Annotated in this window: 11 protein-coding genes; 10 read left to right on the forward strand and 1 reads right to left on the reverse strand. The window is 27.1% G+C overall.

All coding sequences use genetic code 11. From position 1 onward, the window contains the following. Nucleotides 1-142: 142 nt before the first annotated feature. From MR875_09960 to MR875_09985, 6 genes are all read left to right on the forward strand, one after another. Complete coding sequence (locus MR875_09960) at nucleotides 143-1,756, forward strand: LicD family protein (GenBank protein ID MCI6995162.1); 1,614 nt, start codon at nucleotides 143-145, stop codon at nucleotides 1,754-1,756. After that, the gene (locus MR875_09965; protein MCI6995163.1) at nucleotides 1,756-2,958 is read left to right on the forward strand and encodes a hypothetical protein; all 1,203 of its coding nucleotides are present in this window, start codon (nucleotides 1,756-1,758) and stop codon (nucleotides 2,956-2,958) included. The genes MR875_09960 and MR875_09965 overlap by 1 nt, the downstream gene beginning before the upstream one ends. A gap of 52 nt (nucleotides 2,959-3,010) precedes the next feature. After that, the gene (locus tag MR875_09970) at nucleotides 3,011-3,802 is read left to right on the forward strand and encodes a hypothetical protein (GenBank protein ID MCI6995164.1); all 792 of its coding nucleotides are present in this window, start codon (nucleotides 3,011-3,013) and stop codon (nucleotides 3,800-3,802) included. 65 nt (nucleotides 3,803-3,867) lie between these two features. After that, complete coding sequence (locus MR875_09975) at nucleotides 3,868-4,293, forward strand: universal stress protein (GenBank protein MCI6995165.1); 426 nt, start codon at nucleotides 3,868-3,870, stop codon at nucleotides 4,291-4,293. Nucleotides 4,294-4,304: 11 nt separating this feature from the next. Beyond that, a complete protein-coding gene (locus MR875_09980; protein MCI6995166.1) occupies nucleotides 4,305-4,688 on the forward strand; it encodes a hypothetical protein in 384 nt (127 codons plus the stop codon). 266 nt (nucleotides 4,689-4,954) lie between these two features. Continuing rightward, a complete protein-coding gene (locus MR875_09985) occupies nucleotides 4,955-5,749 on the forward strand; it encodes an acyltransferase family protein (GenBank protein ID MCI6995167.1) in 795 nt (264 codons plus the stop codon). Between the two features lie 26 nt (nucleotides 5,750-5,775). Here the strand turns inward: MR875_09985 and MR875_09990 are convergent, their stop codons facing one another. After that, nucleotides 5,776-5,922 (reverse strand): hypothetical protein, encoded by a 147-nt coding sequence (locus MR875_09990; GenBank protein MCI6995168.1) that lies wholly within the window; start codon nucleotides 5,920-5,922, stop codon nucleotides 5,776-5,778. Between the two features lie 28 nt (nucleotides 5,923-5,950). Here MR875_09990 and MR875_09995 point away from each other — a divergent pair, with 28 nt between their 5' ends. From MR875_09995 to MR875_10010, 4 genes are all read left to right on the forward strand, one after another. Next, nucleotides 5,951-6,931, forward strand: a complete 981-nt coding sequence (locus tag MR875_09995) for an acyltransferase family protein (protein MCI6995169.1) — start codon at nucleotides 5,951-5,953, stop codon at nucleotides 6,929-6,931. A 201-nt stretch (nucleotides 6,932-7,132) separates the two neighbouring features. Then, nucleotides 7,133-9,805 carry a bifunctional glycosyltransferase family 2 protein/CDP-glycerol:glycerophosphate glycerophosphotransferase gene (locus tag MR875_10000; protein MCI6995170.1) on the forward strand — a complete coding sequence of 891 codons (2,673 nt, stop codon included), beginning with the start codon at nucleotides 7,133-7,135 and terminating at the stop codon, nucleotides 9,803-9,805. Between the two features lie 25 nt (nucleotides 9,806-9,830). Then, on the forward strand, nucleotides 9,831-12,092 hold the full coding sequence (locus MR875_10005; GenBank protein MCI6995171.1) for a CDP-glycerol glycerophosphotransferase family protein: 2,262 nt from the start codon (nucleotides 9,831-9,833) through the stop codon (nucleotides 12,090-12,092). Between the two features lie 22 nt (nucleotides 12,093-12,114). Continuing rightward, on the forward strand, nucleotides 12,115-14,328 hold the full coding sequence (locus tag MR875_10010) for a CDP-glycerol glycerophosphotransferase family protein (protein ID MCI6995172.1): 2,214 nt from the start codon (nucleotides 12,115-12,117) through the stop codon (nucleotides 14,326-14,328). Nucleotides 14,329-14,370: the final 42 nt, after the last annotated feature.

The raw sequence follows: 14,370 nt of genomic DNA on the forward strand, positions 1-14,370 counted from the left end.
AATTATTAATAATTTAAAAAAACATATTTTATTATAATAACTTCGTTTAAACAGTATAAACATTAATTTATTTTATAATTTTATAGGAGATAATTGCTTGAGTAATATGAACTCTATACAAAAAAATTTATTTCAGTTGCTAGTGGAATTTGATGAAATCTGTAAAAAGTATGATGTCAAATATCTTTTGGCTGCAGGTGCATCATTGGGTGCAGTCAGAAATCGTAGCTTTATGCCATGGGATGATGATATTGATTTATACATTACAAGAGAAAATTGGAATAAATTAAGGCATATCCTGGAAACAGAAGAGAATGTTCTCCCAGAAGGCCGTTCTTTTGTATATAAGGAAAACACTCCATATTACTCCAATGTACTTCCAAGATATATTGATGATACTACAACAACACTTTATAGAAATCAGGCTTTGGCTGGAAAAGCTTGCGGCCAACATTTAGAATTGTTCATATTTGATCCGATTCCAAGTGATGAAACGGAAAAACAGGAATATCTTGACTTATTACATGTTTATACTGAATTGGTTTCACCTTACTTTATTGTAAACAAGCATGCAACCTATGAAAATTGGGACAGACACTACAATCTCTATAAAAAATACTGCGATAGGATTGATAAGGAAGGTGAAGATAAAGTAATCAATGAACTTGAAGCTATACTGCAACAGTATTCCATTGATGATTGTAACGAGTATTGTATGTGTTGGGGAACAAAGGATTATATCTACGACAAGAAGCTATTCCAGGAAGGTCAAATGGGAATGTTTGAAGGTAAAGAATTCCCAATCGGTATACACCCGGAAGGTATTCTAAGAATAGCTTACGGAGATAGTTGGATGTATGTTCCTGAAGTTGAAGAGCAGATTGTTCATAATGGAATAAAAGAAGGTGAGAGATCTTTTAAAGATTACACTGATAAGTATCTCCATAAGATTAATCGTGAATCTGCATTTGAAAAGTTCAAGATTAATAAACGTAACAACATTGATACATTCTATCTTCGTCAAAAAAGGGAAATGTTAGTTACAAAAGAGAAAGTTCTAGTTGGATGCATGCATTTCAAATATAACTTTAAGGAAAATGAGGATTCATTGCGTTCCTTGCTTGAAAATGGAGAATATTTGGAATTGTCTGAAAAGTTTAGCGAATATTCATCATTGCAGGGAAATAGTAATGTCAGAAAATATAAGATTACTGTTCCGATAACTGATCAGAATCTTGCAACATTCCTATTGAATCTATTGAAACAGGGAAAATATTATGATATCAACAAATATCTAAGCATCCGTAAATTAAGTGAAGCTCCACTTACTGATGAATTGAAATCAATTGAAAAAGAAGTTGAATTCTGCAGAAAATTATCCATAGCAAGATATGATGATAAGGATGAAAGTTTAGTTCAGAAACTCATTGATGATTATGATGGTATTGTCACTGACCTACTGGATATTCTTAGGGCAAAACTATGGATTGAGGAAATCAATGCAAAATCCACTGAAGATTATAATGAAATTGATAGGTTATGTGATGAGATATTGGAAAAATATTCATTTGACGGTGAGACCATGGCAATTCAGGCAAAAGCTAAATCTGAATTAGGTCAAAATGATGAATCAATTGAGTTATATAAAAAAGCAATTATGAATACTAGAAACGGATTGATATGGCAAAAAGTAGAGGATGAATGTGGCATTAGCCGTATGGAAATGGAACGTGAAATAATTGAGGGGGAACAATAATGAAATCAAAACAGGATATTCAATTGGAATTGCTTCAGGAACTTGATGAAATCTGTTCTAAAAATGGTTTGAAATACATTTTTACTGGAAATAATTCATTCAATGCTTATATTAATCATACAATAAAGAACAATTATGATTATGTTTCTGTTGCAATGACATTAGGTGATATTAATCGTTTTTGTGCTATTGTTGAAAATAAGAATAATCCTAATCGTTATGTGGAAGGAATGTTCAACAATCCTAAATATCTTCCTGTGTATGTGTCATACGGCAATGAAAACACAACCAATTATCATATGATTAGTTTAAACAACAATATTCATCATGGAATTCACATTCGTATTTATCCAATTATCCCTGCATATACATTAGATGATGAAAAAATTGAGATAATGGATTCCAAATTAATAAAAGAGAATAAACTTCGCAGATTTTTAAATAAAAAAGTCGTTAACAAAAAATATCTTCTTATTAAAGCAGGTATTTCTCTTTTGGATGCAGCATATGATATTTCTGGTTTTAGAAAAAAATATCCTGATAAAATTTTTAACAGGATTTTCATTGACAGATGGGAGGATATCCAGAATTACTCAAAAGTACGTATTTCTAATTGCATAATTAATTCTGAATACTTTAATGAACTTTCAATATATCAAGTGGATAATCTGGAATTGTCTTATCCTAAGGACACAAATAATTTCTTTAAACAGGTTTATGGTAGAAATATAGATGATATTGATGTTATACTTAAACCAGAGCGAATAAATGCTATTGTTGATACTGAAATAGGTTATAAAAAGATTATTGGTGAGACAAAAGAACTGCTAAATGAAATCAGATCAACACATGAAGAATTGTTGATGGGAAGGGACAAAGTTAAAACTGAAAAGAAATGTGTTAACGATGTTTGGAAGTTAGTCCAAATGACAGATGCTCAAATCAGATACACAGAATTCTTTGAAGAAAATATTGATTACTTATTAAGTTTGGATTTAAATGATGAATCTCAATTGCAGGAACTTGAAATTACATTAAATCCTGTTATTAAAAAATTGGAGATGTATGCTAATAATGGAATGACATTTTCCATTGATGAAAAAACAGATGCATTGATTAGAAGATTATTATTGTTAAAAGGTAAAAAACATTTAGTAAACAAAATTGATGAGATTATAAAACTTGAATATTATATTGAATAATCACTAAAGTTATTAATTAAATAATGATATACTATATAATAGGTAGAATGATATGATTATAGAATGTACAAATAATAAGATTGAAACAGTGTTTGATTATATTGGTGAAGATTATGGGAAGTGCTTGTACATTTTCATTGATATGAAAAAATATGGTTTGGATGATGAAAATTTTAATGTATGGATCCAATATGATAATGATGAAATTTGTGCTGTAATCAGCGAGTATTATGGTGGAGTTCAAATTTATAGTAAAGATGAAGATTTAATTGTTGAAGAAATTGTTGATTTCATCAAACAAAAAGAAACCAATGTATTATTTGCTGTTAAACCGGTCACTGACAAAATAAAAGAGTTATTACCGGATTATGCTCAAAGTACAGGAATTGTTGGTGAATTAAAGGAATTGAATATTGAACCTAACCCTGATGCATACTCTGCTTCATTAGAAGAACTTGAAGAGATTGTAAGAATCATATCAGAAGATGAAGGTATAGGAAAACCATATGGCTTCGATTCATTATACTCACAATATTACGAAAGAAAAACCACTAATTTTGGCCGTAACATTATTTTACGTGATGAAGAAAACAGTGATATCATTTGTCATGCTGGTACATATGCTGAAATTCCAGAATTGGCTGTAGTTGGTGGTGTAATTACTTCATTACCATATAGGGGAAAAGGATTTTCCAAAGGAACTGTTTCCGCTTTATGTAGTCAATTAATGTCTGAAAATAAACGTATATTCTCATATTATTATATTGAATCTGCAACTAGAATGCATATTTCTATAGGATTTGAACAAGTTGCTGAATGGTCCAAATTAACAAAAACTGAATAACTTTAGGATAATATTTTTATAATTATAACTAAAAAATTAATTAACAACGCAATGTAGGGATTGAAATGTATAGTAAAATTATATTACCAACTGACGGGTCAGGATACGCTGACCAGGAAATTGACAGAGTAACTAATTTGATAAAAGACGATGGTGAAATAATAGTTTTATCCGTTGCAAGCAAATTAACAACCAGTGCTTTTCAAAGAAGAAAAGATGTTAATGAATTAAACAAAGCATTCTTAGAAGAAGCTCAGGATGCTGTTAAGAATATGGAAAAGAAGTTTCCTGAAGGATACAATGTTAAAACTGTTGTAAAATGCGGTTTTCCTGCTGAAACTATTATTGATGTTGCTGAAGAAGAAAATGCTGATTTGATTGTTATTTCTGCTTCAGGAAAAAGTGGAATCCATAGATTTGTTATTGGAAGTGTAGCTGAAAAAGTGCTCAAGCTTTCAGATATTGATGTTTTATTGGTCCACAATAAATAAGGAGACAGTAAATGGATGCAAAAAAGATTGCAATTGCAGTTATTGTAATTCTTATAATAGCTATTGGAGCATTTGCATATATCTCCATCAGTACTCAGGATACAAAAATCAATATACTTACTAATGATACAATACAGAATGGTGACTCAATTACTGTAGAACTTAAGGACCTGTACAGAAATGGAATTGCAGATCAGGTTATTGATTTGAAAATTTTAGATGATTCCGGTTGGGCTCATAACTACAATGCAACCACAGATGATACTGGCTGTGCTCAAATTCAGGTATTGGGTCTTGAAAACGGAAATTACACTGCTCATGCTAAATTCAATGGAACTTTATTCTTAAAAGAATCAAAAAGCCAAGTTTCATTTGCAATAGATGATGGGTATTAATACTTTAGGAGTTTATTGACTCCTCTTTTTTTACTTTTTTAAATAATTCTAATTCTTTTTAATCATTGTTAATTTATTTTAATGACAATTATATATTACATTAAAATAATGATAAAAAAATATTACATTGTCAAAAAATTTAAAAATAGATAGAAACAAATTTAATAATTGAAATATTATGTCAGTCAATGTTAAAAAAAGAATAATTTAGATTACTTAAGAGTTTTAGCAATTTTTGGTGTTCTTCTTAATCATATTTCTGCAAATTGGGAAAATGCATTATTCTAAACAGCGAAATTGCATTAGTTTATAACTCACTGGGACGTATTGGTGTTCCCTTATTTTTAATGTTGAGCGGAGTTTTACTTTTAAATAATAAACTGCCCATTAAAGAGTTTATTAAAAGAAGATATCCTAGAGTAATCATTCCATTTTTATTCTGGATGACCTTGCTGATTATGTTCTTCATCTTATTAAATCCTCATATTCTTGATGGAAACGTTGCTGTATATGTCATAAAGTGTTATCTGTCTGACAGATGGTATGTTTGGATGATTTTGGGTGTTTATCTTTTGATTCCAATAATGGCCAGCTTTATCAAAACATCAAAACTTGAAGGAGTAAAATATTTTCTAATAATCTGGTTAATTACTACTGCAATGATTACATTATCAAAGATTTTCGGATTTTCACTCCATTATTTGGATTTGACATTGTTTTCAGGTCCGATCGGTTATCTGATGTTGGGTTATTACCTTCACAACAATGAATTTAATATGTCTCCAAAGAAGATTATTACTGTTTCACTAATTGTTTTCATCTCAATGACTTTGATTAAAACATTTGTTGCAAACCAGACTGCATTTGATCCATATAGCTTTAGATATATGATTTTCTCAACAAAAAGTCGTTTGGAAATCGATACAATCAGTATAGTTCAGGTTTCAGCCCTCTATCTGATATTCAAATATATGTCAAATGTGTCTTCAGGCATTTATAAAAGATTATCTGAATTTGGAAATAGAAAGATGGTTCTTGCATTAATTATATCAATCAGTTAGGCAAGTTATGGTATTTATTTGAATCATTATTTTATAACAACAACATTAAAGCATATTAATTTCCCATTTGTGGATTTACCGTCTTTAATTTTTGTTCCTTTGATTGCAGTCATTATTTTAATGATTTCATATGGTGTTATAATGATTTTAAATAATGTTCCAATTATAAACAAACTAACGGGGTATCATTGAGGTGTTATTTTGGAAATAAAAAACAGTTATTTGGATTTGATAAAAGTATTTTCAATCATTCTTATTTCAGCATATGTTATCTCACAGGCCGGCTATGAATTGAATGCATCCCATAAGCTAACATATGTACTCACAAGATTGTTTTCCAATTTGGGATTTCCATTATTATTGATGGTATTTGGTGTCATTGTCCTAAAAACAAAGGAACATTCATTTGCAGTTGTTAAGAAATGCTACAGATATCTCATTCCACCTTTTGTACTTTTAAATATTGTATTGGGATTACTGATTCTATATTTCGATGGAACCCATTCATTTGCAACTAATATGACTGCATCAAATTGGTTCATATGGATTGTTCTCTCATGTGTACTTGTCATTCCAATATTGATTGAATTCTTAAGACTGGAAAAGGAAAATGGAATAAGATATATTCTTGGATTATTTATTTTAACAAGCATATTATGGTCATTAAGTGTACAGTTTGATTTTAGCATGTATTATATTGATTTGGTGTTCTTTGCTGAACCATTGATGTTTATGGTTTTAGGATATTATCTGGATAATAAGGATTTCAATTTGTCCAAAAAGAAATTAATCATTATTTCATTGGTTATATTTACAGCTGCATTGTCAATTAGGACTTTATTGATTACAAATTCAGTGAACGAATGGAATAGCTTTTTCATGCTTTTATTTAAGAATACAACTTTACAGATTAGCATTGATCCTTTTACTATTGTTGAAGTTTCAGCATTGTTCATATTGTTCAAATCAGCAGATGTGTTTTCAGATTCTTCATTAGTCAATTTCTATTCAAAAATATCTTATTTATTCCTGTTGATTCAACCGATATTTTCAATTATAGTGATAAATTTACCATTGGATGTGTCATGGATTCATCTTACTGTAATCGGAACCATTGCAATGTTAATTATTTCAGGCATAATGCTGTATGTTTTTAACATTTGTAAATTTGTTTACAAATAGGGAAGTTAATTCCTAGAATGTATTGTTTTTATTACATTAATTGTGGTATTTGTATACAAATTAAACCCAACATCTAAATATATAAATGATAAAAAAATAAACATATAATTATAAAAATAAACATATCACAATACAAACAATTGATTTACATTATGAGACAAATTGTTTATTAATCGCTAATTCAATACAGATGGTTCATATATGAAAATAAAACTCCAAAAACTAACTAAAAAGAAATTTTCACTAATAATTGCTTTTCATGACGAACATCAATATCTTGAAGATGCTATGTCTTCAGTTATAAATCAAACTTGCGGATTTAAAGATAATATTCAAATTATTTTAGTTGATTGTGCAAGTGATGATGAAACACATGAGATTGCAGTTAGATATGAAAGCAAATTTCCTGAAAATATCCTGTTATTGACTCAGGATTCCCCATCAATTTTTGATGGACGTAATCTGGGTCTTGAATATTCAACAGGAGATTACGTTAACTTTTTGGATTTCCATGATTATCTGGATGAAAATGCAATTAAAGAACTGGACAAGGCACTTGGTAAATATAATCATGATGTAATTTGTTTACCTGTTGCAACTTTCAAAGAAGATGATGAGAGAAAATTCCCTAGAAAATATGGAAAAACAGGTTTAATTGATCTTAACGAATTCCCCAACTTTTTTTTAAAATTTATCTACTCATCATTCATTAAAAGAGACATTTTAGAAGATATTCGATTTGATTCACGTATTGTGGATGGTGAAGAGATTGCTTTTGCAAATAAAGTTCTCATAAAAAGCGAAAGTTATGTTCTTTTAGAAAATGAATCATATTACTATTATAAAAAAAGAAGAATGGTTCACAAGGAACTGATGGACAGTAAAGAATACTATTTAACTCAAATGAACTATTTTTTATTGGACTTGATTAAATACTCTCTTGAGCAGCATAATGAAGTAAAAACATTTATCAAGCGTTTAATAATAAGAAAATTGATATTTTTAATGGATGATACAGAAATCCCCGAATTATTGAGTGAAAACGAGCTTGAACAATTCTTTAATTCATTGCACTACATATTATCCTATTTTGATATTGATGAAATAATCGAAATATGCGACAACATAAACCGTTCCTCCTTTTTCATTGCAGTAAAAACAGGTGAAATTGGATTTAATAATATTTTAACTGGAAAAACTCCTGATTTAAACATTAATACAAATGATAATAATGTTCAGATATTTTCAAATGAACATCTGATTTATGATTTATCCTCAAAACAGTTAATACTGGACTTTGCAACATTAAGGGATGACGTATTATATTTCTCAGGATACTTTGAAAGCCTAATTGATAATGATGACATCTCCATTACCGGAATAAGAGAATTTAAAAATGGGGATACAGAAACAATCGATGCATCATATTATCATTATCCAACAAGAGATTTCAATTCAATGCTTGGCCTTAGATGGTTAAACTTCTATAATTTTGACTTAGCAATCCCAATTACAAGCAAAAATGAAAAATCAAGCATTAAGATAATCGTAAAATATAAAAATTCTGTTAAATTTAATCCTAAGCTCAGATTCAGAACTTACTGCAATATAACATACGAAAGCAATTACTATGTAAAAGAAGGCATGATCATAATGTTTGACAACAATGTATTTAATGTCATGCCCTATTCATATATCAAAATGTTTGGATTTGAAGTTAAAGGATTAATTGGTATTCTTATTAATAGGGAATTGTTCTATAAGCAGGCATTATTCTTTAGAGTGATGTATCTGGTATTATATCCTATCATGAAAAATAGAGAAATCTGGATAATAATGGACAGAAAACAGGTAGCAGACGACAATGCAGAACACTTCTTTAAATATGCATTAAAACAAAATGACGGTATCAAAAAGTTCTTTTCAATTAATAGGACAAGTGAAGATTATGACAGACTTCAAGAGATATATGGAAATGTTTTGGCTTTTGAATCAATAAAACATAGGTTCTATTACACCTTTGCAAGCAAAATTATCTCTTCACAGGGATCTGAATTTTACTTGAATCCGTTTAGACACAGAGAATATTATCAAACAGCAGGAATATCCAATATTGATTTTTATTTCCTGCAGCATGGAATCATAAAGGATAACATGTCTTCATGGCTTAGAAAATATGACAGAAATCCAAAGCTCATCGTCACATCCACCCAAATGGAATATGAATCACTATTTGATGAAGGATACAACTATGGAGATAAAGTAATACAACTGTTAGGTCTTCCAAGATATGATAATCTAAACAATAAGGGTCTTAAAAAGCAAATTGTAATAATGCCCTCATGGAGAAATTACCTTACAAATGAAGAAATATTTAAAGAATCAGAATACTTCAAAAGATTCAATTCATTAATTAACAATGAACGATTGATTAAACATGCAAATGAAAAAGGCTATGAAATATTATTTAAGCCTCATCCTGAATTATTGCGTTACTTGGATCTGTTTGATAAAAATGACTATGTTCAGATTGATGAACATAAGAAATATCAAGTGATATTCAACGAATCAGCAGTTTTGGTAACTGACTATTCATCAATATTTTTCGATTTCGCATATCTTAAAAAACCGTTGATCTATTATCAGTATGCAAATGACTACCATTATGATTCTGAAAACAGTTACTTCCAGTATGAAACAATGGGATTCGGTCCAGTCATCAAAGACGAGGATGAATTGGTTGATAAACTCATAGAATACATGAATAACGATTGCATAATGGAAGATAAATATAAGAAACGTGTGGATGAAATCTTTAAGTATAATGATCATAACAATTCAAAAAGATGTTATGATTGGATTTACAATCATTAATTAATAAAATTTAATATATTTGGGGTTGTTTTTAATTAATAAATATATCTGGCTATTTGGTGAAAACTTTGGTACTACATTAAATAATAATTCATATTATTTTTGGAAGTATTGTGTAAATATTAAAGATGATATTGAGAAGTATTTCATTTTAAAAAAAACTGAAAATAACTTAAATCATTTAAATAATTTATCAGATTATGAAAAACAGTTTATTGTATGGCGTGATTCAAATAAACATCATAAATTATATAATGATGCAGATTTGCTTTTTATAAGTCATTCATATAAAGATGTTACACCAGAAGACATAATACAGAGTAATAGGAAGTTTACTTTTGCAAAAGCGTTCATTCATCTCCAACATGGAGTTCATGGATTGAAACAATATTCCGTTAAGGGTAAATCCTATGGTAATAAAATTATTAAATTTTTTAATTACAACAAAACAATTTCCGATAGTTTAATTGAAAATAATAATTTTAAGGAATATCAACTTGAATATATGGAATATATGCCCAAATATGGAGATTTATTAGTAAAAGATACAGAAAATACTGATAAAAATCAAATTTTATGGTTTTTAACATCCCGTGAATATTTTAGCAATGAAATTGACACTAAAACTTTTATTAAATATATCAAAGTAGTACTTCAATCAGAAAAGTTAATTGAATTTCTTAAATTAAATAATTTGACTCTGAAAATCTGTTTTCATAAGTTTTTCAGAAAATCAGTCATTAAAAAAATTTCTAAATTCATTGATAAAGATTTAATGAAAATTTGTTATCAAGAACAATCAGATTTGAATTTAGAATTATCTAAAAGTAAACTGTTGATTACAGATTATTCATCAATAGCTTATGATTTCATTTTTTTAAATAGACCTGTTTTATTGTTCCAGCCAGATTATTTGCCATATATTGAAAGAAGAAATCTTACTTTTGATATTAATGAATTAAATGATTATATTATAAAAAATCCTTTTGAATTAATAGAAAAAATTAGTAATAAAGAATTTAGTGAAATTCCATATTTAAGAAATGCTTTTCCAGATCAAATAGATTATGATTTTGTAATGAATGATGAGCATTTAAAAGAAATTTATAATAATCTTTCAAGTTTCCAAAAAAATAAGATTACATTCATAGGATATAATTTTTATGGTATTGGAGGTACAGTTAATGCAACAATGGCATTAGCAGAAGGTTTATTGGAAAAAGGATATCTTGTTGAATTACTTTCTTTAAAAAGGTTAAGAAAATTTAAACAAAATAGACCTAACGGTTTAAATGTCCAATTTTTATATTATGATAAAACACCAATTTTTAAGGAGAAATTAACCTATTTTATTAATGGAATAACTCATAATTATGGTTATTTAAAGTATGATTTTAGTAAAGAATTCTTACATCCATATGTGAATTATCGTTTAAATGAACTGATGAAAAAAATCAAATCAAATACGATAGTTTCAACTAGAGAATCACTTCACTTATACATTAATGACTGCACTTCAAAACATGTGAATAATAAGATTTTCTATTTTCATACTCCTGTTGATATGATTGATGAAGCTTTTCCTAATTTAATGGAGGAACTTAAACAAATAAGATTAGATAATGCATTATTTGTTACAGAAATGAACAGACAAGCTATTGAAAATAAATTTAATTATAATAATTATAGATTATATGAGATTACTGGAAATTCATTAGTTAATTTAAAAATGATTGATAAAGATGAAATTATTCCAATTGAAAAAAAAGATATATATAATGCAATTTATTTAGTAAGAATAACTGAAGATAGAAAAGATGATCTTGATAATCTAATTAACTTTGGAAAATATATTAAAGAAAATAACTTTAATACTTTAATTATTAATGTATATGGTGGTGGAAATTATGTTCCAATTTTTATTGATTTATTAAACAAATATGGTCTTTTAGATATTATTCAATATAAAGGCGAAACAAACAAAGCCACTGAAAAAATTATTGAAAATGATTTCATGATTGATTTTTCTTTAAATCATAGCTTTGGTATGACTTATATTGAAGGTATTTTAAATGGTAAAAAAGTGTTCTGTATGAAAAATCCAGGATCACTTGAAGTAATGGAAAATATTCCTAATTCATATATAGAATCATATGAATGGTTATGCTCTCAAATAAAAGATATTGATAAATTATCATTAGATGAATTAATCGAAAATTACAATAAAATTCAGAAAAAATTCTCTAGAGACACAGTATCTGAAAAATTTTTAAGATTACTAAAATAATATCAGCATAGGAGTTAATTAAATGGTAAATAATTATATATGGCTTTTTGGTGAAAATTTAGGTAAAACCGCTGATAATAATTCTTTTTACTTATGGAAAAAAGTGGTAAACATTAATGATGATGTTGAAAAATATATTATTTTTGAGCGAAATAAAAATACGTTAGAAACCTATGTTAATCTCACAGAGTATGAAAAAAAATATGTATTATGGCGTAATTCCTATAAACATTTTAAAAAATTCTTTGATGCTGATTTATTTATAGTTACATTATCCTATAAAGATGTATTTCCAGATAAAATATTATTTCAAAAATTAAATTTAAAAAACAAAAAACCAATTTTTTATTTAGGTCATGGCTCTGTAGGTATTAAAACTATAGGGTATAAAGGTGACTCTTATAATAATAATATGTTTAGACTGTTTTTGTATAATAATTATGTGCATGATATTTTTGCTAAATATAATAATTTTAGAAAATATCAATTACCTAATTTCTGTTTTCAATCTAGATTTGGTGAATTAGTACGTAGAAATCAACAAATTAAAAATAAAAAACAAATTTTATGGTTTATAACCTGGAGAGAATATTTTGGAGATAATGCTGATACTAGATTATTTATAAGACATATTTCTAATGTTTTAGAATCACATAAGTTAAAAAAATTTTTAATTGATGAAAATGTTACTTTAAAGTTATGTGTTCATCAGTTTTTTGATAATGAGATTTTTGAAGAAATACATAACACCATAGAAAAAGGCATTATTGAAATTGTTAAATCATCCGAAATTAATGTAATGAATGAATTAGTAAGTAGTGAACTTTTGATTAGTGATTATTCTTCTGTTGTTTATGATTTTACATTTTTAAATAAACCTGTGTTATTATTTCAACCAGATATTGAAACATATATGAAAAAGAGAGATTTTTATTGTAATCTTGAAGAACTTAATGAGATTAATAGTAAAATTTCTTCTGAATTAATTGAAAAAATCATTAATAAAAATTATAAAATAAATGAATTTTTTAGAAAGACTTATCCTGAAAAAATAGATTATGAGTACATAAAACAGGACAATCATAATATTGATATTTATAATTATATTTATTCTCTTCAAAAGAATAAAATTACAATCATTGGAACTGATTTCTTTGAAAATTCTTATGAAAATGATGTTATTTTAAGATATGCTGAAAGTTTATTGAAACAAAATTATCTTGTTTCATTATTATCTTTAACTAAATCAAAATCAAAGAAAAACATGCCATTTGGTTTAAATATTAATTATTTACATTGGAATAAGTCCCATCCTTTAAAAAGGAAATTAATAAATTCCATTTTCAAATCTGATAAATACTTCAGTTATCTAAATCATGAACAAGATAAAAATAATCTACATCCATATATGGGGTATAAATTATCTGAAGTGCTTAAAAATTTAAGATCGAATACTGTAATTTCTACAAGGGAATCATTACATTTATTTTTAAATGATGTTGATTCTGATGAGATAAACAATAAAATATACTTATTCCCACATGATTCTAATCAAATTGATAAAATGTTTCCATATATTGCAGAAAAACTTGAAAAACTAGATATCCAAGATACAATATTCTTTGATAAATCCACTCAAGATGACATACATGGAAAATTGAAGTATTCTAATTGTAATTCAGAAATATTGAATACATTATTGATTCCTGGAGACTATCCTACAATTGAAGAATTAACTGAAACTTTTGAGAACAATGAAAATAAATTAGCAAAATCTGTATTTCAGGGCATTTCATTTGTTATTGACAAAGCAAGTATAATTAATCTTATGGAATTTGGATGTTATTTGAAAGAAAACAATATCAAAAACATAATGATTGATGCTCATGTAAAATCAGAAGATTTTGAAGAATTCATGAAATTAATTAATGATAATCAGTTATATGGAATAATTACCTGCAGAGATTGGACCGAAGACTATGTAAAAAGCATTACGAATAAAGATTTTACTTTAGATATGTCTAATAATAATTCAAATATTTATAATGTTAGTTCAATATTGAATGGAAAAAAGGTATTTTACAATACTAAAAATAATGATTCCATTATAAATAGTATTCCAGAGTCTTATATTGAATCTCATAGCTGGTTATATGAAAAAATTAACTCTTTAAATGAATTATCATATGATGAATTGATAAATAGCTATTTATTAATAACAGAACAAGATAAATGAGTTCTTCATAGCATTAACAAGTTCACATAAATATTTATCTAA

Origin of the sequence: Methanobrevibacter sp., from assembly GCA_022775905.1 — an archaeon.
Classification (GTDB): domain Archaea; phylum Methanobacteriota; class Methanobacteria; order Methanobacteriales; family Methanobacteriaceae; genus Methanocatella.